Source organism: Magnetospirillum sp. UT-4 (assembly GCF_902729435.1).
In the GTDB taxonomy this organism is placed as follows: Bacteria; Pseudomonadota; Alphaproteobacteria; order Rhodospirillales; family Magnetospirillaceae; genus Magnetospirillum.
The window spans coordinates 58,525-79,710 of record NZ_CACVCG010000037.1 but is presented as its reverse complement, the minus strand read 5'-3'; the positions used below and the strand labels follow the sequence as shown (position 1 = coordinate 79,710).

Genomic DNA, 21,186 nt, shown 5'->3' with positions numbered 1-21,186 from the left:
GGGGGATTTCACCTTTCCCCTTATGACGAAGGGCGATCCGTATTATTCTGGCGACCCATGGGGCCTGCCACAAGACAGGGGAAGAGATGATCCGCCTTGCCAACGTCCTGATCGTGGACACCAATGCCGGACGGGCCGCCGCCCTGGCCGAGCGCTTGGGCCGCGGCGGCTACCACGCCGGGATCGCTCCGGACGCTGCCGAGGGCATGCGGATGGCCACCGCCGAGCATCCGGATCTGGTCCTGATCGGCCAGTCCGAGGGCACCGATCCGGTGGAATTCGGCCGTGCCCTGACGGAAAACGCGGTGACCGCCGACATCCCGGTGGTGGTTTTCGCCGACCAGTTGACGGCGGACCTGTGCGACCGTGCCTTGTCCGCGGGATTGACCGACGCCATCGCCATGGGGTGCGACGACACCGAGTTGTTCGCGCGCCTGCGCCCCCTGGTGCGCCTTGCCGTCATGCATGCCGAACTGCGCCAGCGGGCCCAGGTGGCGGCACGGTTCGGAGTCATCGCCCGCGACCGGGTCGAGGGACCGGGGGCCGGCAACGCGGCGGTGCTGGTGATCGGCGACGATGCCGAGCCGGTGACCACGGTGCTCGGGACGGCGGTCGAGGCCGTCACCTGCGCCAACCTGTACGAGGCCGAGTCGCTGCTTACGGGGCGCAATTTCGATGCCGCCGTGCTGAGCTTCCGCGAGGAGCCGGAGAGTGTTCTCGGGTTCTGCTCGCAGGTGCGCAACAATCCGCGCCTGTTCAACCTTCCCATGGTGCTGCTGGCCGGCATGGCCACCGATCCGGCCGAGGCCTATCGCCGCGGCGCCACCCGGGTGCTGCCCCATCCGGTCGATCCGGTGGTCCTGCGCAGCGCGGTGATCGCCCTGGTGCGTCGCCAGCAACTGCGCTGGGCCATCCGTGGCGCCCTCAACGACAGCCTGCAGAACGCCACCCGCGACGGCAACACCGGCGCCTACAGCCGGGCGTTCCTCGACAGCTACCTGGCCGGCCGCCTTGAGGTGGCGCGGACTCAGGGGCGCCAGTTGTCGGTGATCTTCTTTTCGGCTCCCAACATCGAGGGCGTGCGCCGCCAGTTCGGCGACGACGCCGCCCTGCACCTGACGCAGCAGGTCGGCCAGTGGATCACCGGGCTGCTGCGCGCCGAGGATCTCACTTCCGCCTTCAAGGCCAACGAGTTCTGCGCCGTCCTGCCCGACACCCCGCTGGTCGAGGCCGAAGTGGTGATGCACCGCATCGCCGGCGTGCTGGCCTATACGGATTTCGCGGTGCGCGAGGTCTATCAGCCGGTCAAGGTGTGGGTCCAGGTCGGTTGTGCCGACGCCCGTGACGACGACGATGTCGATACCCTGCTGCGCCGCGCCCGTCGCGACATCGACTAGACTTGCTTCAGCTCGCGCTGAAACAAGTCTAGAATCACCATCTGCCCCGTGCCGGGCCGTTCAGACGCCACTCGGGCTGATCGCGTGTTCCCGCATGGCGTCAACACGCTCTAGGCCCAGGCGCCGCGAGGAGGCGGCATGATCGTCGAGTTCGTCTTCGACACCGTCTGTCCCTGGTGCTATGTCGGCAAGCGGCGGTTCCAGCGGGCACTGGCGGCGCGGACCAGCGCCCGGGTTGATATCCGCTGGCGCCCCTTCCTGCTCAATCCCGACGTCCCGCTCGAGGGTATCGACCGTCAGGTCTACCTCGACCGCAAGTTCGGCGGCCCGGCCCGGGTGCAGCGTATCCACGGGGCGGTGGCGGCGGCCGGACGGGTCGAGGGGATCGAGTTCGCCTTCGATCGCATCACCCGCGCCCCCAATACCCTGCACTCCCATCGCATGATCCGCTTCGCCACCGGGCTTGGGCGCGAGGCCGAGACGGTGGAGGCCCTCTTCCACGCCTATTTCTGCCAGGGGCGCGACATCGGCGCCATCGACGACCTGGTCGCGGTGGGCGAAGGGCTGGGGCTGCCGGCCCGCGACCTCAAGGCCTACCTGCTGTCGGACGCCGACATCGCGGCGGTGATGAACGACAATGCCCGGGCCCACCGCCTGGGGGTCAACGGCGTGCCCTGCATGATCCTGGAAGGGATGTACGCCCTGGCCGGGGCGCAGGAACCCGACATCCTGCTGCGCCTGATCGACATCGCCCGCGAGGGCGAGGCGGAAGCGGCGCTAAGCTGAGCCTTCCCGTGCGATCTCCGCCAGCCTGGCGACCACCTTGCGCAGCCCCTTGACCCGCTGGTCCGGCTCGTCCCAGCCGCGGATGAACACCAGCTTGTGATCGGGACGCAGCTTGGCGGTGCCCAATTGCTGGCTGATCAGCTTCACCAGGCCGGCCGGGTTGGGGAAGCTGTTGTTGCGGAAGGTGACCACCGCCCCCTTGGGTCCGGCATCCACCTTCTCGATGCCGGCCTGCTTGCAGGCGGCCTTGACGGCGACCACCTCGAGCAGGTTCTCGACCTCGGGCGGCAGCGTGCCGAAACGGTCCACCAGCTCGGCCGCCAGGGCCTCGATCTCGGCGGCCTCGGTCAAGCCGGCGATGCGGCGGTAGAGCGACAGGCGCAGCGCCAGATCCTGGACGTAGCCCTCCGGGATCAGCACCGGACTGCCGACGGTGATCTGCGGCGACCAGGTTTCCTCGGCCACCTCGCCCGGCCCGCCGCGGGCCGCCGCCACCGCCTCTTCGACCATCTGCTGGTAGAGCTCGACCCCCACCTCGCGGATGTGTCCGGACTGTTCCTCGCCCAGCAGGTTGCCGGCACCGCGGATGTCGAGGTCGTGGCTGGCCAGCTGGAACCCGGCCCCCAGGCTGTCGAGGGTCTGCATCACCTGCAGCCGCTTCTCGGCCGCCTTCGACAGCAGCTTGTCGGCGGGCAGCGTGAAATAGGCGTAGCCGCGAGTCTTGCCGCGCCCGACGCGGCCGCGCAGCTGATAAAGCTGGCCCAGCCCGAACATGTCGGCGCGGTGGATGATCAGGGTGTTGACGCTGGGCATGTCCAGCCCGGATTCGATGATGTTGGTGGACAGCAGAACGTCGTAGCGCTTGTCGCCGAAGGCGGTCATCACCTCTTCCAGTTCGGTCGGGGTCAGGCGGCCGTGGGCGATGGCGCACTTCACCTCGGGCACCAGCTTGGCGAGGCGGTCGGCGACGCGGTCGATGTCGGCCAGGCGCGGGCAGACGTAGAACACCTGGCCGCCGCGGTAGCGTTCGCGCAGGATGGCCTCGCGCACAACCACCGGGTCGAAGGGCAGCACGAAGGTGCGCACCGCCTGGCGGTCCACCGGCGGGGTGGCGATGACGCTCATCTCCTTGACCCCGCTGAGGGCGAGCTGCAGGGTGCGCGGAATCGGCGTGGCGGTGAGCGTCAGCACGTGGACGTCGCCCTTCAGCTGCTTCAGGCGCTCCTTGTGGGCGACGCCGAAATGCTGCTCCTCGTCGATGATCAGCAGGCCCAGGCGCTTGAAGGCGATGCCCTTGGCCAGCAGGGCATGGGTGCCCACCACGATGTCGACCGAGCCGTCGGTCAGCCCGGCCTTGACCTGGGCGGCATGCTTGGCGACGACCAGGCGGGAGAGTTGCTCGACCTTGACCGGCAGGCCGGCGAAACGCTGCGCGAAGGTGCGGTGATGCTGGCGCGCCAGCAAGGTGGTCGGCACCACGACGGCCACCTGAAGCCCGGCCATGGCGGCGACGAAGGCGGCCCGCAGCGCCACCTCGGTCTTGCCGAAGCCGACATCGCCGCAGACCAGGCGGTCCATGGGGCGGCCCGAGGCGAGGTCGGCGATGGAATCCTCGATGGCGCGCGACTGGTCCTCGGTCTCGGCATAGGGGAAGCGGGCGCAGAACTCGTCCCACAGGCCCTCGGTGGGGTTCAGCGACTCGGCCTTGCGCATCTGGCGCTGCGCCGCCACCGCGATCAGCTGCTCGGCCATGTCGCGAATGCGCTTCTTCAGCTTGGCCTTGCGCTGCTGCCAGGCGGCGCCGCCCAGCTTGTCCAACTGGACACCGGCGTTTTCCGAGCCGTAGCGGGTCAGCACGTCGATGTTCTCGACCGGCACGAACAGCTTGTCGCCGCCGTCGTAGAGAACCCGCAGGCAATCGTGCGGAGCGCCGCCCACCTCCAGGGTGGCGAGGCCGTCATAGCGGCCGATGCCGTGCTCCACATGGACCACCAGGTCGCCCTCGGACAGGGCCGAGGCCTCGGCCAGGAACTGGGCGCCGCGCTTCTTCTTGCGGGCCGGCCGGGCGAGGCGGTCGCCTAGCAGGTCCTGCTCGGTGATCAGCGCCAGGTCGGGAAGGGTGAAGCCGCGATCCAGGCCCAGAACCACCATGGGCAGCTGGGCCTTGCCGGCCAGCGCATCGGGCCAGCTATCGGCGGGCTCGACCTTCACCTTGTGGTCCTTGAGGACATGGGCGAGGCGGTCGCGCGACCCGGCCGTCCACGCCGCCAGCACGCAGCGGCGCCCGGCTCTCGTTTCGGCTTCGATATGGTCCCGTAAAGCGTCATAGACGTTGCCGTCGGGCCGAGCCCGGATGTCGCCGAAATCCCGCCCGAGGCGCCCGCCGGCGTCAACCTCGGTGTTGACGGGGGCGAACGGCGACAGCGCGAAGGTGGCCCGGGCGGCCAGCAGGCGGTCCCATTCCTCGCGTTCGAGGAACAGCAGCGGCGGCGCCACCGGGTGGTAGACCATGCCGGATTCCGCCAATCCGGCGCCGCTGATGGCGCGCCTGGCCTGATAGTACTCGTCGATCTGGGCCCAGCGGGCGTCGCGCGCCTCTTCGCATTGGTGATCCAGCACCGCCGGCGCGTCGGGCAGATAGGCGAAGACAGTGTCGAGCCCGTCGTGGAACAGCGGCAGCCAATGCTCCATGCCGGCGAACTTGATGCCCGCCGACACCGATTCGTACAATGGGTCCGGTCCCGAAACGATTCCGAACATCTCGCGGTAGCCGGTGCGGAACCGGGCGATTGAGGCCTCGTCCAGCAGCACCTCGCTGACCGGGGCCAGTGAGAACGAGTCGAGCGTGCCCGACGTGCGTTGGCTCATGGGCTCGAAGGTGCGGATGCCCTCGAGGTCGTCGCCGAAGAAGTCCAGGCGCACCGGCTCGGGCGTGCCCGGCGGGTACAGGTCGACGATGCCGCCGCGCAGCGCGTATTCGCCCGGCTCCATCACCGTGTCGGCGCGGACGTAGCCGTTCTGCTCGAGGAACGCCACCACCCCGGCGACGTCGAGCCGTTGTCCCACCCTGGCAGCGAAGGTGGCCCGGGCCAGCGCCTCGCGCGGCGGCACCCGCTGCAGCAGCCCGGCCACGGTGGTCAGCACCACCCGGGGACCCGACGCTCCCCCCTCGCCCGCCAACCGGGCCAGGGTGTCGATGCGCCGGGCCACCACGTCAACGTTGGGTGACACCCGGTCGTAGGGCACGCAATCCCATCCCGGAAGCTCCAGAACCTCCAGGTCGGGGGCGAAGAACGCCAGCGCCTCGGCCATGTGGGCCATGCGGCCGTCGTCGCGGGCGACGTGGAACAGCGTGCCGGCCTTGCGGGCAAGGTCCGCCACCACCAGGGCGTCCACGCCCTCCGGGGCGCCGGCGATCGGGGTCCGGCCGGACCCGGGCAGGATGTCGGCAAATACCGTCACGGGCCAACCGCCCCGCCCTCGACGAAGGTCCTGATCATGGCCATGACGTCGTGCTCGAGATGGGCGGGGACCGGCTGCTTCCCGGTCACCCAGTTGAACAGGTCGTTGTCGTTCTCGGCCAACAGGGATTCGAATCGGTCCAGCTGCTCGGCCGAAAGAGACGCCAGATGGCGCTCGGCGAACCGACCGAACAGGATGTCGTTCTCATTGGAGCCCATGTGGTGGGCGCGGAACAGAAGGCGTTTCAGTCGGGCATCCATGCGGGCCGGGCATTGCGTGATTTGCTGGGAGCCCTAGGATATAGAGCGTTCCGTCCGCCCTGTCAGCCATCAACCCGCCCCCTCTCATGCGCCCTGCCCTGCTCAATGCCCTGTTCGCGCCGCTGACCACCCTGCCCGGAATCGGGCCGCGGCTGGCGCCGCTGTATCAGCGCCTGGCCGGCGAGCGGGTGGTGGATCTGCTGTGGCACCTGCCCTCGGGGGTGGTCGATCGCCGCTTCGCGCCCAAGGTGGCCGAGGCCCCTTCCGGGCGGGTATGCACGCTGACCGTCCGCGTCGATGCCCATATGCCCTCGGCGTCGCGCAACCGGCCCTACCGGGTGCGCTGCTCGGACGAGACCGGCTTCCTCCACCTGGTGTTCTTCCACGGCCGCGAGGACTGGCTGCGGCGCCAGCTGCCCGAGGGCGAATGGCGGGTGGTCAGCGGCGTGGTCGAGCATTTCAACAACGAAGTCCAGATCACCCACCCCGACCACGTGGTACCGCCGCCTGAGCGCGATTCGATCATGGTGGTGGAAGCGGTCTATCCGCTGACCGCCGGGCTGACGGCGCGAATGGTGGCGAAGACCGTGCGGGTCGCCCTGGGCCACGCCCCCGATCTGCCGGAATGGCAGGATCCCGCCTGGCTGGAACGGCAGGGTTGGCCCTCGTGGAGACAGGCCATCGAGGCCGTCCACCATCCCGACGATGCCCGCGCCATCACCGAGGACACGCCGGCCCGCCGCCGGCTGGCCTATGACGAGCTGCTGGCCAACCAACTCGCCTTGGTCATGGTCCGCACCCACATGCGCAAGCTGAAGGGCCGCCCCCTGGCCGGGGACGGGCGGCTGCGGCAAGCGGTCCTGGCCGCCCTGCCCTTCCGCCTCACCGGCGCCCAGGAGCGGTCGCTGGCCGAAATCGAGGCCGACATGGCGGCCCCGCTCCGCATGCTGCGCCTGCTGCAGGGCGACGTCGGCTCGGGCAAGACGGTGGTGGCGCTGCTGGCCGCCCTGGCCGCCGTGGAAACCGGCGCCCAGGCCGCCCTGATGGCCCCCACCGAGATCCTCGCCCGCCAGCATCTCGCCACCATCGAGCCGCTGGCCGCCGCCGCCGGAGTGCGGGTCGCCCTGCTCACCGGCCGCGACAAGGGCAAGGCCCGCGAGGCGTTGCTGGCGGCGGTGGCGGCGGGCGAGGTGGACATCCTGATCGGCACCCACTCGCTGTTCCAGGAGGACGTGGCGTTTCGCGACCTCGCCTTGGCGGTGATCGACGAGCAGCACCGCTTCGGCGTCCACCAGCGCCTGGACCTGGCCAGCAAGGGCCAGGCGGTGGACGTGCTGGTGATGACCGCCACCCCCATTCCGCGCACCCTGCTGCTGACCGCCTATGGCGACATGGATGCCAGCCGCCTGGACGAGAAGCCGCCGGGCCGCCAGCCGGTGGACACCCGCGCTCTGCCCCTGGGCCGCCTGGAGGACGTGGTCGCCGGCGTCCGCCGGGCCATCATGGGCGGTGCCCGGGTCTATTGGGTCTGCCCCCTGGTCGAGGACTCGGAGACCTCGGACATGGCGGCGGCCGAGGAGCGCCACCGCCACCTGACCGACATCCTCGGCAGCCGCGTCGGGCTGGTGCACGGGCGCATGAAGTCGCAGGCCAAGGACAAGGTGATGGCCGCCTTCGCCGCCGGCGAGGTCGATATCCTGGTGGCGACCACGGTGATCGAGGTGGGGGTGAACGTGCCCGAGGCCACCATCATGGTCATCGAACACGCCGAACGCTTCGGGCTGGCCCAGTTGCACCAGCTGCGCGGCCGCGTCGGCCGCGGCACTGCCGCCTCGTCGTGCCTGCTGCTCTACGATGCCCCGCTGTCGGAAACCGCCAAGGCGCGACTGGAGATCATGCGCGCCACCGAGGACGGCTTCCGCATCGCCGAGGAGGATCTGCGCCTGCGCGGCGGCGGAGAAATCCTGGGAACCCGCCAGAGCGGCCTGCCCGAATTCGCCCTCGCCGACCTGGGTCTGCATGCGGACCTGCTGGCGGCGGCCCGCGACGACGCCCGCCTGGTGCTGGACCGCGACCCCGACCTGACCGGGCCGCGCGGCCAATCCCTGCGGGTGCTGCTCTACCTGTTCGACCGCGACGCCGCGGTGCGCACCCTCAGGTCCGGCTGACCGCGATCTCCGGCTCGGCGCGCTTGCGCTCGGGCGGAGTGATGATGCCGGTGGACACCACCATCTTGATGCCGTCCTCGACGCTCATCTCCAGCACCTCCACATCGCGCCGGGGCAGGAACAGCAGGAAGCCCGAGGTCGGGTTGGGGGTGGTGGGGACGAAGACGTTGACCATCTCCTCGCCGAACCGGGCCGCCACCTCGCCGCCGGTGGAGCCGGTGATGAAGCCCAGCGTCCAGATTCCCGGCCGCGGATACTGGATCAGCACCACCTCGCGGAAGGCATTGGCCTTCTGCGCCAGCATGGTCTCGAAGATCTGCTTGACCGCCGAGTAGATGCTGCGCAGGACCGGCATGCGCTCCAGAATCATGTCGTAGAGGCGGACCAGGATGCGTCCGGCGAAGCCGGCGGTCAGCGATCCGATCAGGGTCAGCGACACCACCACCATGATCAGGCCGAAGCCCGGGATGCCCCAGTTCTGCGGGTTGAGCTCGGGCGGCAGCAGCGGCGCCACCCGGTCGTCCATGAACTTGATGAACTGCCAGGCGATGTAGAAGGTGATCGAGACCGGCGCGGTGATCAGGATGCCGGCAAAGAAGTACGCCCGCAGGCGCGCCAGCAGCCCGATGTGCAGGCTGTCCGATTCCGGAGCGGGCGCGGCCGGTTGCTCGGGGGGGGACGGGTCGGTGGACGCGTCGGTCATGGGGAAAATGCCTGGCAGGGAAAGGGTCGGCGAGAGGATGGCCGAGCCGGCGCGCCGGCGCAACTGACTTCACGGCGGAGTAACGCTTTCGGCGGCCCTCGCACCCGCTTCGCCGGCATCCCACATGCCGAGACCAGTGACCGGCCGCCTACAGATGCCTGCCGCCAGGGAGCTTTCGTGCCGCGCCTTGCCGCCATCGCCACCGCCGTGCCGGACCATGTGCTGGATGGCGATCTCGCCGCGGCGCTGGCCGCCCGGCTGTTCGCGGACGATCTCGCCCGGCTGGGCGCCGTCCACGCCAATGCCGGAATCCGGCGCCGCCATACCTGCGTGCCGCCCGACTGGTTCCTGCGTGAGCACGGCTGGGCGGAAAGGTCCGCCCTGTTCCAGGAGAACGCGTTGCTTCTTGGCGAGCGGGCGGCCCGGCACTGCCTGGCCCGTGCCTCCATCGCCGCGGACGAGATCGACGCGGTGGTGGCGGTATCGACCACCGGCATCTGCACCCCCAGCCTGGACGCCCTGCTGGCCGCGCGCCTCGGCCTGCGTCCCGACGTGGCGCGGCTGCCGGTGTTCGGCTTCGGCTGCGCCGGCGGCGTGCTGGGCCTGGCGCGGGCCGGCGCGCTGGCCAAGGCCTCGCCCGGGTCCAAGGTGCTGCTGGTGGTGGTGGAACTGTGCAGCCTGACCTTTCGTCCCGGCGACCGCTCTGCCGCCAACATGGTGGCGACGGCGCTGTTCGGCGACGGCGCCGCGGCCTGCCTGGTCTCCACCGCCCTGCCCGGTCCGCGACTGGCGGCCTGGGGCGAGCATACCTGGCCCGACAGCCTCGACGTCATGGGCTGGCGGGTCGAGGATGACGGGCTGGGCGTGGTGTTCTCGCGCGACATTCCGGCGCTGGTGGCCGGCGGGCTGGCTGGGCCGATGGCGGATTGGCTGGGCCGGCACGGGCTGGGGCCGGAGCACGTCGACCGCTATCTGTGCCACCCCGGCGGGGCCAAGGTGGTGACCGCCCTGGAAGCGGCCCTCGGCCTGGCGAACGGGACCTTGGCGGACGAGCGCGCGGTGCTGACAGGCTACGGCAACATGTCGGCGGCGACGGTGCTGTTCGTGCTCGATCGGGCCTGGGGCCGACCATGGCCCGACCGGTCGGTCGCGGTGGCGCTGGGACCCGGCTTCAGCGCCGGCTTCCTGTTGCTGGAAAAGCCATGAGCACCCTGTATGCGCTGGTCGGGCTGGTGGTCCTGCAGCGCCTGGTCGAACTCTGGCATGCCGCGGCCAACACGCGGCGCCTGCGCGCCCGCGGGGCGGTGGAAATCGGGGCCCGCCACTACCCCGCCTTCGTGGTGCTGCACGGCGCCTGGCTGGGCAGCCTGCTGGTCTTCGTGCCGCCCGACGCGCCGCCGCACGGACTCGCCGTGGCGGGACTGGCGCTGCTGGCGGGCGGCCGGCTGTGGGTCATCGCCAGCCTCGGCCCGTTCTGGACCACACGCATCCTGACCCTGCCCGGCGCCCCCCTGGTGCGGCGCGGTCCCTATCGGTTGCTGCGCCATCCCAATTACTGGGTGGTGGCGGGAGAAATCGCCCTGCTGCCGCTGGCTTTCGACGCCGTCGCCCTGGCCGTCGTCTTCTCGGCCGCCAACGGCGCCCTTCTCGCCCTGCGGGTCGAGACAGAGGAGGCCGCCCTGGCCGGCCGTCCGGTCAGCGTTCGTGGAACGACTGGCGAATCTGGGTGAAGATCGGCTTCAGCATGTACTGCAACAGGGTCTTGTCGCCGGTCATCACCTCGGCCTGGACTGTCATGCCCGGACGGAGCACGTGAACGCCCGGCTCGTCGCCGACATAGGTCTTCTCGATCTTGACCGCCGCCTTGAAGTAGGGCTCGCCCTTCTCGTTCAGGAAGCTGGAGGCGGAGACCCGCGTCAGCTCGCCCATGATGGAGCCGTAGCGGGCGAAATCGTAGGTACTGACCTTGATCTTGACCTTTTGGCCCAGCTTGACGTGGCCGACGTCGCGCGGCTGGATCTTGGCGTCGATCCGGAGTCCGTTATCGACCGGGACGACCTCCGAGACCAGGCCGCCGGGCTGGATGACCGACCCCGGATTGTGGACGGTCAGGCCCTTGACGTAGCCGTGCACCGGAGAAGTGACCATCAGCCGGTTCACCCTGTCCTCGAGGCGGGCGACGCTTTCCTGCACCTGCGCCAGTTCGGCGATGGTCACGCCGAGCTCGTCCATGGACTGCTTCTGCAGTGTCGACTGGTTGTCGAGAAGACGGCGCTCCATCTCGGCAAGCGCCTCGCGGGCGGTGACGGTCTGGCCCAGGATGCGGGCGAGTTCGCCCTCGGCCCGGGCGGTCTCACGCTTGGTGTCGAGGTGGGCGATCTTGGTGACCAGACCCTTGGCCACCAGATGGTCGCGGATCTTGAGCTCTTCGCGCAGGGCGTCGGCCTGCTGGCGGAGGCTGACGTGCTGGGCCTCCAGCAGCCGGAGGTCGGACCGCTTCTGTTCGATCTGGGACAGGATGATGGCGCGGGCTGTCTCACGCGCCTGCATCTGTGCCTGGTAGATGCTGAGGTTGTCGGCGACCAGATGCTCGTAACCCTTCCCGGAGAAAGAGAAATCCGGCTTGCGCCCCTCGACGAAGGCCCGCAGCCGCTCGGACTTCAGCAAGAGGGTGATCTCGCGGGCACGGGTCTGGTCCAGGTCACCCATGGCCTGGGCCGCGGACAGCCGGATCAGCGGCTGGTCGGCCTGGACCAGGTCGCCTTCCTTGACCAGGATTTCCTCGACCAGACCGCCTTCGAAATGCTGCACGGTTTGAACCGCACCCACCGGCACCACCTCGCCCTCGGCGACCGCCACCTCCTCGACGGTGGTCAGGGCCGCCCACAGCACGAAGGCCATGCAGGCGCCGCCGGCGGTCAGCATGGTGAAGCGGATCAGCGGCGACGTGCCGCCTTCCTCGAGCTGAACCGCCTGCGCGAGGTGGCGCGCCACCCGGCTGGACTGCTTGATGGCAGGCGGCTTGTCGGCATCGGCGGTGGCCGCCGACTTGGCGGAATCAGGGACGTTGACGAGGCTCTGGCTGGTCATGGTCAGATCAGGTCCGGGGGAATGCGGGCCCTCACCTCGTCGGCCGGGCCGCCGAGCTTGAGGTAGCCGGCGTCGAAGACGAGGATGCGGTCGGCGAAACGGAGATGGCTGGGGCGGTGGGTCACCATGAAGATGGTGGACTGGCCGCGGAAGTAATCCACCGCCTGCATGAACTGGCGGTCACCCTCGAAGTCCAGGCCGTTGACCGGCTCGTCGAACAGCATGATCGGCGCGCGCTTGAGGTAGGCCCGGGTCAACGACAGCTTCTGCACGAAGCTGGTGGGAAGGTGGTCGATGGTGCCGTCGCCGACCCGGGTCTGCAGGCCCCGCGGCAATGCGTTGATTTCGTCCCAGACGTCGGCCAGCTCGCAGGCCCAGCGGATATCGGCATCCGAAGCGGTGGGCGACGCCAGCCGGAGGTTCTGGGCGATGGTACCGAAGAACAGATTGCAGACCTGCGGCACGTAGGCAACCGCGTGGCGCAACTCCACCGGGTCGATCTGGCGGATGTCGGAGCTGTCGATGCGGATGGAGCCGGCCTGCGGCGCGTAGAGCCCGAGCATCAGCTTGATGATGGTCGACTTGCCCGACCCGTTGCGCCCGGTCACCGCCACCACCTCGCCGGGTTCCACGTCGAAGGAGATGCCGACCAGCGCCGGGTCGGCCTCGTTGCTGTAGCGCAGGCTGACGCGCGAGAACGAGATGCGGCCCTTGAGGTTCTTCAGCGGCGCCACCATCGCCTTGGGATCGCGTTCCGGCTTCAGCGCCATCAGCTGGTCGATCTGGCGGATCGACCCCCTTACCTGCTCCAGGCGCTGGATCATGGTGAACGCCGTCTGCAGCGGGGTGAGCACCCGCCACACCAGCATCATGGCGGCGATCAGGGCGCCGGTGGTCATCGTGCCCTCGATCACGCCGATGACGCCGGTGGCGATGGTGGCCATGCCGGCGGACACGATGAGGACGTTCGAGCCGGTATTGATCATGGCCGAGAAGATGCCGTTCTTGAAGCCGCCATAGGCCGCCCGCGCCGACATGTCGCGGTAGCGCTTGACCCAGGTATGTTCGCCGGCCGACAGCTTGACCGCCCGCAGCTTGCCCAGGGTTTCCACCAGGAATTCCTGCCGCCGCGACGCCGCCCGCGAGGCGACGCTGACGTTCTTGCGCACCACCGGCATCACAGCGAAGCCGCCGATGATGAACAGGAAGGTGGCGATCACCGGCACCAGCGCCAGGACGCCGCCCAGCATGAAGATGATGGCGAAATAGAACAGGACGAACGGCAGCTCCATGAACACCGTTGCCAGCGGCCCGGTAAAGAATTCCCGGACCGATTCGAAGTCCTTGATGCGGGCCACCTGGGCGCCGATGGTGGCACGCTCGGTGAAGCCGGGCGGCAGCGACAGGATATGCTCGAAGACGTTGTTGCCCATGATGTTGTCGAGACGGGCGCCGATGAAGGCCAGCATGCGCGCCCGCACCGCCCGCAGCATGGTATCCACCGCCAGCGCCATGGCGACGCCGATGGAGAAGGCGGTCAGCATCGACAGCGAGCCGGTGGGGATCACGCGGTCGTAGATGGACATCACGAAGATGGGCGTCGCCAGCGCCATCACGTTCATGAACAGGGTGACGAAGAAACACTGCCAGAACAGCGGCCGGAAGCGCTCGATGACGGTGCGGAACCACCCGACCCGCGACGGCCCGGTGTCGCTCAGCGGCGTGAAGAAGAAGGCGGTGCCCTTGAGGTCCGGATCGGTGATCTTGCGCGACACCCCGACGGCGCTGTCGAAGACGTCGAGGATGTTGTCGCTCAGGGATTTCAGCACCAGCGCCGGCCCGTCATCGGGCAGGAACAGGCATGGCAGCAGGCGCGGGTCGATGTCGATCACCTCGACGCGGACCGGGCGGCTGGAATAATTGAGGTGCGCCATGACGTTGCGCAGCCCGGTGAGGTCGAGCTCGTCGGCGAAGTGCGGCAGCGATTCGGCGACGTGGCGGGGATCGCCCTTCCATTTCAGCGCCTTCAGCAGCGGCAACAGGCAGGCGGCGAGGTCCGACGCGGCGGAGAACCCGCCCAGCGCGTGGCGCGCCATCTGCGCCTCGTACTGTTCGATCGCCTGGGCGCTGGCCCGCGGCTGGGCGGAAACGGGTCCGAGCAGGCTCATGCCGCCCCTCCTCCGGCCTGCGGCGGCAGGAAGCTGGGAGGACGGGTGTCCTCCTTGGGGGCGCGCGGGGTGAGCCGTCCCTTGTCGAGGTCGAAGACCCGGTCGGCCAGTTTGACCAGCGACGGGCGATGGGTCACCAGCACCAGGGTGCGCTTGCCCTTGGCCCGTTCCAGCCAGACCCTGAGGAAATTGTCGCCGGCCGAATCCACGGCGGTATTGGCTTCGTCGAACAGGACGATGCGGGGATTGGAGACCAGGGTGCGGGCAATGGCGATGCGCTGCTTGATGCCGCGCGGCAGGGAATCATAGGCGCCGTCGCCCACCGGGGTGTCGAATCCCAGCGCCATGGTCGCCACCACCTCGTCGAGACCCAGCAGCGCAGCGATCTCGACGGCCACATCGTCGTATTCCGGCCGAAACATGGTGATGTTCTGCAAGATGGTGCCCTGGAACAGCACACCCGATTGCGGCAGGTAGGCGATCTGGTCGCGCACCGATTGCGGCTCGTACCGGGCCACCGGCTCGCCGTCCACCAGGACCTGTCCCACCGATGGCCACAGGGCGCCTTGCATGATGGCGAGCAAGGTGGTCTTGCCCGACCCGTTGCCGCCGGAAATGGCGATGCACTCCCCCGCCTCGATGGCAATGGAGGCTTCCTCGATGACGAAGGGCAGTTTCTCGCCGTAGCGGAAACTGACGTTGTCCAGCACCAGCGACCCCTTGGGCTGGGGCAGCTTGGGCAGGTTCTCGGGAGCCTCGCGCTTCAGATTGAAGATCTTCGACAGGCGCTCATGGGCCAGCAGGAAGGACTGGAACCGGGTCCAGACGCCCAGCGCCTTCTGCAGCGGTGCCATGGCGCGTCCGGCCAGCAGGGAACAGGCCGCCAGGCCGCCGGTGGTCATCTCCCCCTCGATCACCAGCAGGCTGCCCAGACCGGCCACCGAGATCATGGTCAGCTGCGAGAAGAACGACGACACCCCGAGCGCATTGGCGCTTTTCAGCGCCACGGTGTAATAGCCCTCGGCGCATGATTCCTGCAGGCGCTCGTAGCGGCGCACCATCTGGGCTTCCAGGGACATGGACTTGACGCTGTGGATGCCGCCCAGGACCTCGATGATGAAGTTGAAGCGGCGGTCGTCGGCGAGCATGCGCTTGCCGATGGCGTCGCGCAGGGAGTTGCCCACCCGCATGGCGGTCAGCCCGAACGCCACCAGCAGCAGGACCGGCACGATGACCAGCAACCCGCCCATGAACGCCACCAGGGCGAGATAGATCAGGGCGAAGGGCAGATCGAGGATGGTGAGCAGCGCCTGGCCGGCATAGAACTCGCGCACCGTGCCCAGGGAATTCATGCGCTCGAGATGGACGCCGGAGCCCTCCTCCTCGAAGCGGTCGATACTGGTCATCAGCACCGTGTCCAGGGCGGCGCAGCCGGCCTTGTGCTCGAACTTGGCGCCGATCCAGCCGGTCATGTACGAGCGGCCGAAGGTCAGCACGGATTCCAGAATCAGCGCGCCCAGCACGCCGGTGAGCAGCAGCACCATGGTTCCGGTGGAACTGTTCGGCAGGATGCGGTCGTAGACTTGCAGCAGGGACATGGGCATGGCCAGCCCAAGCAGATTCAGGAACAGCGACGCCACCCCGAGGTCGAACATGTTCGACTTCAGGCTGGACATGGAGTTCAGGCTGAACCCCGGTTCCTTCTCTGCCTCCGCGGTGGCGACCGCGGCACCCGCTTCACTCATGCCCCTCGTCCAATCCTCCCGGTCCCTCGGGCGGGGACCCTACACTTACCCCAGAAAGACATGTCATTACCACGAAGGACGACGCCCGCCCCCCTTCCATCGCCGCTCTGGCCCATCGCCTCAACTTCGCCGTATGATGCCGCGCTGTCCAGCGACGACCCGAACGACGAGCGACACGGTGACCTCCGATCTTTCCCCGTCCCCCGCCTGCGTCACCCTCATCGAACGCGCCGTCGGGTTCGACACCACCAGCTACAAGTCCAATCTCGACTTCATCAATCATGCCGCCGAGGTGCTGGAAGGCGCCGGAGCGCGGATCCGCCTGACCTTTGACGATGCCCGTGAAAAGGCCAACCTGTTCGCCTCCATCGGACCCGAGGGGCGCCCTGGCATCCTGCTGTCCGGTCATACCGACGTGGTCCCGGTGGACGGCCAGGCCTGGACGCACGACCCCTTCCGGGCGGTGCTGCGCGACGACCGGCTGTACGGCCGGGGAACGGCCGACATGAAGAGTTTCATCGCCATCTGCCTCGCCCTTGCCCCCGAATTTGCCGCCCGCAGGCTCGGCTTGCCCATCCAGTTCGCGTTCTCCTACGACGAGGAGGTCGGCTGCGTCGGTGTGCGCCGCCTGATCCACGACATCGCCGGGCTGCCGGAGCGGCCGAAACTGTGCATCGTCGGCGAACCGACCGAAATGAAGGTGATCATCGGCCATAAGGGTAAAAAAAACGTTCGCTGCACCGTCCACGGCAAGGAGTGCCACTCGGCCCTCAACCACCGCGGCGTCAACGCCGTCGAAATCGCCGCCGACATCATCTCGTTCCTGCGCGCCATGCAGCGCCGCATCCGCGAGAACGGACCCTTCGACCTCGGCTTCGAGCCCCCCTACACCACCATCCATACCGGCCTGGTCCATGGCGGCACGGCGCTCAACATCGTTCCGGCGGAATGCGGCTTCGAGTTCGAGTTCCGCAACCTGCCGGATCACGACGTCGAGGTGCTGATGGCCGAGTTGCGCGGCTTCGCCCAGGATCTGGTGCCCGAGATGCTGGCGGTCGACGAAGGTGCCGGAATCACCTTCGACGAATACAACACCACCGCCGGCCTGCTGACCGGCGAGGATGACGAGGCGGCGGTGCTGGCCCGCCAACTGTCGGGAAACAACGATACCGCCAAGGTGAGCTTCACCACCGAGGCCGGCCTGTTCCACCACGCCGGCATCCCGGCGGTGGTGTGCGGCCCCGGCAGCATCCAGCAGGCGCACAAGCCCGACGAGTTCGTCACCCTGGCGCAGGTCGCCGAGGGCGAGGCGTTCCTGCGCCGGCTGATGGATGTGATGACCGAACGCTAATTGCGCGGCGTACCGGGGGCGTCGCCCTCATAGGCCGGACCGCTGCCCTCCAGGTGCAACCAGGGAATCCGGCTCGACGTCCAGATCTGATACATGGGCTCGGCGGCGCCGGGATCATCCAGGCTGGCGATGGTGACGTCGACGGTTCCGGTGTCGCCGGAATATTCGAAGGTCAGCGCCGTCCCGCACTGGGAACAGAAGCGGCGTACCGCCCGCGCACTGGCGCGGAAGCGGTCGGGTTGCCCGCGCACGAAGCGGAAGTCGGCGCGGGGGAAGGCGACCCAGGCAACCACCGGAGCACCGGCGGCGCGCTGGCACATGCGACAATGGCAGTAACCGGCGGATAACGGCTCGCCCTCGATGCGATAGCGGACGGCGCCGCACAGACAGCCGCCTTCATAGGTCATGGCGCAGGCCTCCCGGCATGGTTTTTCCCCATGTCGGGCACGCCCCGTTCGCCGCCAATCCCCAATCCGGGCAGGGCGCTATCGGCGGCGGCCGGATTGGACCAGGTCGATCAGCAGCAGGCCCACCAGGATTACCCCGGCGGCAGCCAGGTAGCGAAACGGCAGCACCGGCGAGAAGGCCGCCAGGATCACCGCCGAGGCCAGGTAGATCAGGTATTTCCGGGCCTTTCCCACGTCCTAGGGCCTGACGTCGACATAGGTGACGACCTTGCGCACGCCATTGCCGTCCCGCGCCCGGGCCAGCGCCTTGTCCGCCTCTTCGCGGGAGCGGGCGCGGCCCAGCAGGTACACGGTGCCGAAGGCGTCGGCGGTGGTCCGGAAATTGACGTCGGCGATTCCGGCGGTGCCGACCAGCCGGCCCTGCGCCTTGGTGCCCATCACCGTGGCGTCGGCCCAGTCCAGCAGCCCCTTGCGCTTGGGATCGGCGGGCGCGAGATAGGCCACGTGCCAATAGAGCTTGCGCACGCCGGTCACCGCCCGCACCTCGCGCTCGAAGCGGTCATAGACGGATTTGTCGTCGAAGATGCCGGTGATCAGCAGCCGCTGCTCATAGATTTCAGTCGAGGCCTTGACGGTGCCCAGCTTGCCCATCACCGCGTTGACCTTCACCACGATCTCGTTGTCCTTGGCGATGTCGCCGGCGGAGCGTGCCTCGATGGCGCGATCGACCAGTGTCTTGGGCGCGGTCAGAAGATCCATCAACTGGGCCTGTGCCGGCACGGCGGCAAGCACGCCGGCCAATGCCGTAATGACGATGTGTCTCATTTGGATAACCCCCTTCCCCGTTATTTCAGGTGCTTGTGAACGGCTTGGCGTGAAATGCCCAGTTCCTTGCCGATGCGGCCCAGTGACCATTCCGGATGCTCGGCCTTGAGGCGTCGGCACTTGTCCTTGGTCCGCTCGCCGCCGCCGGTGAAGCCGCCGGCCGCATTCAGCCGGCGCAGGTCGCCGAGGAGAACGCCATAGCCGGTCCCGTCATCGTCGCCCAGGTCGGCCCAATAGACCAGGCGCGCCTCGAAATCGGCGGCACTGGCTGCGGGGAGCTCGCGGCTCCACAGCGCCTCGACCAGGCGATGACGGGCGGCGCAGGCGGTCGGCAGCGCGGCGTTGCCGCGACCGTCGCCCAGCAGGGACAGTTCCTCCCGCCGTTGCATCCACACCACCGCTTCGGCCCTGGCGTCCAGCACCGTCGTCGGCAACGGGCAGGCCGAGGCGACCGCGTGGCGCAATTCGGGCGGAATGTCGTGCCAGGGCAAGGACCATCCGGCCAGCGGCGCCCAGGCATCGCCCGGCCCGTCACCATCCGCGACGACCAGATGGCGCGTCGCCTCGACGAACGGCATCTCCACCGGCGTCGGGCCGCGGGCGGCCTCCAGGCTGCCATAGCGGGCGATTACCGCCGCCCGGCCGGCATCGGCCCTGCCCTTGGCGGAGCGCGCGTCGCGGGCCAAGCGGATCAGCGACCCCGGGTCATCGGCCTCCTCGCGCAGGCGCATGGCGTCGAGCAGGGCATCCAGTTGCTCGTCCGACGTTTCCTCGCGGCGGCGGGCCAGCATCAGGAGCCCGGCCTTGTAGCCGCCGAACTCCTTTCCGCAGAACGTGATGGCGCGTGCCATTGCTTCGTCCTGGACGGCATCGTCCGGGGACTGGTACAGGGTAATGATGCGTTCGAGGTGGTCGAGCGCCTGTTCGCGGGGATCGACCCCCGATACCATCAGGTCAACGAGATCCATGGCCCTCCCCGTCAACACGCGAGTTGACAGTGCTGACACCGACGCCGCTTGTCAACCGGCGGAATGGCGCCGCGGCCGATGCCAACGCTTGTGGCAGGAACAGGGCGGCCGGTGCTTCCAATGCGACCGTCCGATGCCTTCACCGGCCGGACAGCGCCTGCGCCATCGCAAGCGCGCGGATGCTGCCACCATCGACCATGTCATGCCGTTATCGAAAGGTGGCGGCGATGACCACGGCAATTGCGTCGCCACCTGCCGCGCCTGCAATGCCGCCAAGGCGGATCGCCTGCCGACCGCGGCCGAGCTGGACAGGCTGGCCGTGCTGAAAGGCGGGGCTCAGATCAGCAGCGCCATGTGGGCGGCAGCGGCCCGGTCGCAACCCGAACCGGCTTCGCCCCCGTCCCCCACGTCGGCGGCGTCGGCGTAGTGCTCCTGGCCGTCAAGCGCGGCCAGCACCAGGGAGGGCGGAGCGGTCAGCAGGGTATGCCCTTCCGCGGCCAGCCAAGCAGCCACGGCGGGCACTCGATGGCGGGGAACCGGGGCATACATGACCGACCTCCTTCAACGCGGGTCCACGCCACCGTCATACCACGGTCACGGTTAAGGACGGGTTAGACGGAAGAAAGGGCCCGGCGCCGGCGCCGAGCCCTTGGAAATCTTGGTGAGCCCGTCGGGATTCGAACCCGAGACCCCATGATTAAAAGTCACGTGCTCTACCGACTGAGCTACGGGCTCACGTCCTGAAGGGGGCACACCATAGGGAGGTGACCGCGTCCGGTCAACCTCCGTGGCGGTGCCCGGTCACTGCTTCACGTCGGCGGCCACCCGCATGCGGACCAGCTTGTCCGGACGCGGCACCACGCCGTTGTCGGCTTCGGACCCCTTGGTGATCTTGTCCACGTGCTCCATGCCCTCGGTCACGCGGCCCCAGATGGTGTACTTGCCGTCCAGCGACGGGGCGCTGCCCAGCATGATGAAGAACTGGGAATCGGCGCTGTTGGGAGAGGACGAGCGGGCCATGCCGACCACGCTGCGGACGAAATGCTCGCCCGAGAACTCGGCCGGCAGCTTCAGCCCGGACCCGCCGGTGCCGGTCCCGGTGGGATCGCCGCCCTGGGCCATGAAGCCGGGGATGACCCGGTGGAACGGGGTGCCGTCGTAGAAGCCCTTGCGGGTCAGCTCCTTGATGCGGGCGACATGCTGGGGCGCGATGTCCGGCCGCATCTCGATGGTCACCCGGCCCCACGGCAGGTCCAGCAGCAAGGTGTTCTCGGGATCGCCGGCGGTCGCCGGGCCGGCCCAGGAAAGGGCCGCCAGGGAAAGCACGAAGGCGATGAGTTTCAATGGCTTCATGGTCATTCCTCGACGTCTGCGGCAACCTTCATGGCGACGATGCAGTCGGGGGTTTCGACGCTGCCGTTGCGGGCGGCGCTGCCCTTCTTGATGGCATCGACCTTGTCCATGCCTTCGACCACCTGGCCCCACACCGAATACTTGCCGTTCAGGTGCGGCGCGTCGTCGAACATGATGAAGAACTGGGAATCGGCCGAATCCGGGCTCGAAGCGCGGGCCATGGAGCAGGTGCCGCGGACATGCTTCTCGCGGCTGAACTCGGCCTTCAGGTTGCGCCCCGACCCGCCGGTCCCGGTGCCCTCGGGGCAGCCGGTCTGGGCCATGAAGCCGTCGATGACGCGGTGGAACTTCAGCCCGTCATAGAATCCCTGGCGGGCCAGTTCCTTGATGCGGGCGACATGGTTGGGAGCGATGTCGGGGCGCAGCTCGATGACCACGCGACCGTCCTTCAGCTCAAGATACAGGGTATTCTCGCGGTCCACCGCCGGTCCTCCCTCCCTATG

General features: G+C 68.6%; 19 protein-coding genes, 1 tRNA gene and 1 pseudogene. 7 read left to right on the top strand and 14 right to left on the bottom strand.

Translation table 11 applies throughout. The annotated features are described in order from the left end of the window. Positions 1-86 precede the first annotated feature (86 nt). Together MTBUT4_RS03930 and MTBUT4_RS03925 are read left to right on the top strand one after the other, a co-directional pair. On the top strand, positions 87-1,397 hold the full coding sequence (locus MTBUT4_RS03930; protein ID WP_173978354.1) for a diguanylate cyclase domain-containing protein: 1,311 nt from the start codon (positions 87-89) through the stop codon (positions 1,395-1,397). Positions 1,398-1,535: 138 nt separating this feature from the next. Further along, the gene (locus MTBUT4_RS03925; protein WP_173978353.1) at positions 1,536-2,183 is read left to right on the top strand and encodes a DsbA family oxidoreductase; all 648 of its coding nucleotides are present in this window, start codon (positions 1,536-1,538) and stop codon (positions 2,181-2,183) included. Here MTBUT4_RS03925 and mfd read toward each other — a convergent pair. Together mfd and MTBUT4_RS03915 are read right to left on the bottom strand one after the other, a co-directional pair. Further along, entirely contained in the window at positions 2,175-5,645 is a 3,471-nt protein-coding gene (mfd, locus tag MTBUT4_RS03920) for a transcription-repair coupling factor (RefSeq protein WP_254434725.1), read from the bottom strand. The genes MTBUT4_RS03925 and mfd overlap by 9 nt on opposite strands. After that, on the bottom strand, positions 5,642-5,905 hold the full coding sequence (locus MTBUT4_RS03915) for a succinate dehydrogenase assembly factor 2 (RefSeq protein ID WP_173978352.1): 264 nt from the start codon (positions 5,903-5,905) through the stop codon (positions 5,642-5,644). Before MTBUT4_RS03915 ends, mfd begins: the two co-directional genes overlap by 4 nt. Positions 5,906-5,991: 86 nt before the next feature. Between MTBUT4_RS03915 and recG the strand changes: the two genes are divergently transcribed. Continuing rightward, the gene (recG, locus tag MTBUT4_RS03910; protein WP_173978351.1) at positions 5,992-8,073 is read left to right on the top strand and encodes an ATP-dependent DNA helicase RecG; all 2,082 of its coding nucleotides are present in this window, start codon (positions 5,992-5,994) and stop codon (positions 8,071-8,073) included. On the opposite strand, the gene MTBUT4_RS03905 is transcribed toward recG, so the two are convergent. Beyond that, complete coding sequence (locus tag MTBUT4_RS03905) at positions 8,060-8,776, bottom strand: DUF502 domain-containing protein (RefSeq protein ID WP_173978350.1); 717 nt, start codon at positions 8,774-8,776, stop codon at positions 8,060-8,062. The genes recG and MTBUT4_RS03905 overlap by 14 nt on opposite strands. Before the next feature lie 177 nt (positions 8,777-8,953). Here MTBUT4_RS03905 and MTBUT4_RS03900 point away from each other — a divergent pair, with 177 nt between their 5' ends. Both MTBUT4_RS03900 and MTBUT4_RS03895 read left to right on the top strand, forming a co-directional pair. Further along, positions 8,954-9,982, top strand: coding sequence for a type III polyketide synthase (locus MTBUT4_RS03900; protein WP_173978349.1), 1,029 nt, complete (start codon positions 8,954-8,956; stop codon positions 9,980-9,982). Further along, a complete protein-coding gene (locus MTBUT4_RS03895; RefSeq protein ID WP_173978348.1) occupies positions 9,979-10,506 on the top strand; it encodes an isoprenylcysteine carboxyl methyltransferase family protein in 528 nt (175 codons plus the stop codon). Before MTBUT4_RS03900 ends, MTBUT4_RS03895 begins: the two co-directional genes overlap by 4 nt. On the opposite strand, the gene MTBUT4_RS03890 is transcribed toward MTBUT4_RS03895, so the two are convergent. The 3 genes from MTBUT4_RS03890 to MTBUT4_RS03880 are packed head-to-tail and all read right to left on the bottom strand — an operon-like array spanning position 10,472 to position 15,779. Next, positions 10,472-11,866, bottom strand: coding sequence for an HlyD family type I secretion periplasmic adaptor subunit (locus MTBUT4_RS03890; RefSeq protein WP_173978347.1), 1,395 nt, complete (start codon positions 11,864-11,866; stop codon positions 10,472-10,474). The genes MTBUT4_RS03895 and MTBUT4_RS03890 overlap by 35 nt on opposite strands. A gap of 2 nt (positions 11,867-11,868) precedes the next feature. Continuing rightward, a complete protein-coding gene (locus MTBUT4_RS03885) occupies positions 11,869-14,034 on the bottom strand; it encodes a peptidase domain-containing ABC transporter (protein WP_173978346.1) in 2,166 nt (721 codons plus the stop codon). Further along, positions 14,031-15,779, bottom strand: a complete 1,749-nt coding sequence (locus MTBUT4_RS03880) for a peptidase domain-containing ABC transporter (protein WP_173978345.1) — start codon at positions 15,777-15,779, stop codon at positions 14,031-14,033. The genes MTBUT4_RS03885 and MTBUT4_RS03880 overlap by 4 nt, the downstream gene beginning before the upstream one ends. Before the next feature lie 178 nt (positions 15,780-15,957). Here MTBUT4_RS03880 and argE point away from each other — a divergent pair, with 178 nt between their 5' ends. Beyond that, the gene (gene argE, locus MTBUT4_RS03875) at positions 15,958-17,130 is read left to right on the top strand and encodes an acetylornithine deacetylase (protein WP_254434724.1); all 1,173 of its coding nucleotides are present in this window, start codon (positions 15,958-15,960) and stop codon (positions 17,128-17,130) included. Here argE and MTBUT4_RS03870 read toward each other — a convergent pair. From MTBUT4_RS03870 to MTBUT4_RS03855, 4 genes are all read right to left on the bottom strand, one after another. Next, positions 17,127-17,537, bottom strand: a complete 411-nt coding sequence (locus tag MTBUT4_RS03870; RefSeq protein WP_173978343.1) for a GFA family protein — start codon at positions 17,535-17,537, stop codon at positions 17,127-17,129. The two genes, argE and MTBUT4_RS03870, sit on opposite strands and share 4 nt — an antisense overlap. A 78-nt stretch (positions 17,538-17,615) precedes the next feature. Beyond that, complete coding sequence (locus tag MTBUT4_RS03865) at positions 17,616-17,771, bottom strand: hypothetical protein (RefSeq protein WP_173978342.1); 156 nt, start codon at positions 17,769-17,771, stop codon at positions 17,616-17,618. Positions 17,772-17,774: 3 nt separating this feature from the next. Further along, complete coding sequence (locus MTBUT4_RS03860) at positions 17,775-18,362, bottom strand: BON domain-containing protein (RefSeq protein WP_173978341.1); 588 nt, start codon at positions 18,360-18,362, stop codon at positions 17,775-17,777. 20 nt (positions 18,363-18,382) lie between these two features. Then, entirely contained in the window at positions 18,383-19,330 is a 948-nt protein-coding gene (locus MTBUT4_RS03855; protein ID WP_217424107.1) for an HTH domain-containing protein, read from the bottom strand. Between MTBUT4_RS03855 and MTBUT4_RS19875 the strand changes: the two are divergent. Then, a pseudogene (locus MTBUT4_RS19875) lies at positions 19,257-19,616 on the top strand (HNH endonuclease); the annotation flags it as partial. The gene MTBUT4_RS03855 and the pseudogene MTBUT4_RS19875 overlap by 74 nt on opposite strands. A 50-nt stretch (positions 19,617-19,666) precedes the next feature. On the opposite strand, the gene MTBUT4_RS19415 reads toward MTBUT4_RS19875, so the two are convergent. The 4 genes from MTBUT4_RS19415 to MTBUT4_RS03835 all read right to left on the bottom strand — a co-directional run bounded on the left by MTBUT4_RS19415 (position 19,667) and on the right by MTBUT4_RS03835 (position 21,165). After that, positions 19,667-19,843 carry a hypothetical protein gene (locus tag MTBUT4_RS19415; RefSeq protein ID WP_254434723.1) on the bottom strand — a complete coding sequence of 59 codons (177 nt, stop codon included), beginning with the start codon at positions 19,841-19,843 and terminating at the stop codon, positions 19,667-19,669. 146 nt (positions 19,844-19,989) lie between these two features. After that, positions 19,990-20,065, bottom strand: a tRNA-Lys gene (locus tag MTBUT4_RS03845). 66 nt (positions 20,066-20,131) lie between these two features. After that, positions 20,132-20,683, bottom strand: a complete 552-nt coding sequence (locus MTBUT4_RS03840) for a peptidylprolyl isomerase (RefSeq protein ID WP_173978338.1) — start codon at positions 20,681-20,683, stop codon at positions 20,132-20,134. A gap of 2 nt (positions 20,684-20,685) precedes the next feature. Further along, positions 20,686-21,165 (bottom strand): peptidylprolyl isomerase, encoded by a 480-nt coding sequence (locus tag MTBUT4_RS03835; protein WP_173978337.1) that lies wholly within the window; start codon positions 21,163-21,165, stop codon positions 20,686-20,688. Positions 21,166-21,186 lie beyond the last annotated feature (21 nt).

What these genes read in the sequence shown, in the direction of transcription:
- MTBUT4_RS03895 (WP_173978348.1), top strand. Translation starts at nt 9,979, where the DNA reads ATGAGCACCCTGTATGCGCTGGTCGGGCTGGTGGTCCTGCAGCGCCTG.
- MTBUT4_RS03855 (WP_217424107.1), bottom strand. Translation starts at nt 19,330, where the DNA reads ATGGATCTCGTTGACCTGATGGTATCGGGGGTCGATCCCCGCGAACAG.
- MTBUT4_RS03860 (WP_173978341.1), bottom strand. Translation starts at nt 18,362, where the DNA reads ATGAGACACATCGTCATTACGGCATTGGCCGGCGTGCTTGCCGCCGTG.
- MTBUT4_RS03905 (WP_173978350.1), bottom strand. Translation starts at nt 8,776, where the DNA reads ATGACCGACGCGTCCACCGACCCGTCCCCCCCCGAGCAACCGGCCGCG.
- MTBUT4_RS03925 (WP_173978353.1), top strand. Translation starts at nt 1,536, where the DNA reads ATGATCGTCGAGTTCGTCTTCGACACCGTCTGTCCCTGGTGCTATGTC.
- MTBUT4_RS03880 (WP_173978345.1), bottom strand. Translation starts at nt 15,779, where the DNA reads ATGAGTGAAGCGGGTGCCGCGGTCGCCACCGCGGAGGCAGAGAAGGAA.
- MTBUT4_RS03930 (WP_173978354.1), top strand. Translation starts at nt 87, where the DNA reads ATGATCCGCCTTGCCAACGTCCTGATCGTGGACACCAATGCCGGACGG.
- MTBUT4_RS03885 (WP_173978346.1), bottom strand. Translation starts at nt 14,034, where the DNA reads ATGAGCCTGCTCGGACCCGTTTCCGCCCAGCCGCGGGCCAGCGCCCAG.
- MTBUT4_RS03870 (WP_173978343.1), bottom strand. Translation starts at nt 17,537, where the DNA reads ATGACCTATGAAGGCGGCTGTCTGTGCGGCGCCGTCCGCTATCGCATC.
- MTBUT4_RS03840 (WP_173978338.1), bottom strand. Translation starts at nt 20,683, where the DNA reads ATGAAGCCATTGAAACTCATCGCCTTCGTGCTTTCCCTGGCGGCCCTT.
- recG (WP_173978351.1), top strand. Translation starts at nt 5,992, where the DNA reads ATGCGCCCTGCCCTGCTCAATGCCCTGTTCGCGCCGCTGACCACCCTG.
- MTBUT4_RS03890 (WP_173978347.1), bottom strand. Translation starts at nt 11,866, where the DNA reads ATGACCAGCCAGAGCCTCGTCAACGTCCCTGATTCCGCCAAGTCGGCG.
- MTBUT4_RS03915 (WP_173978352.1), bottom strand. Translation starts at nt 5,905, where the DNA reads ATGGATGCCCGACTGAAACGCCTTCTGTTCCGCGCCCACCACATGGGC.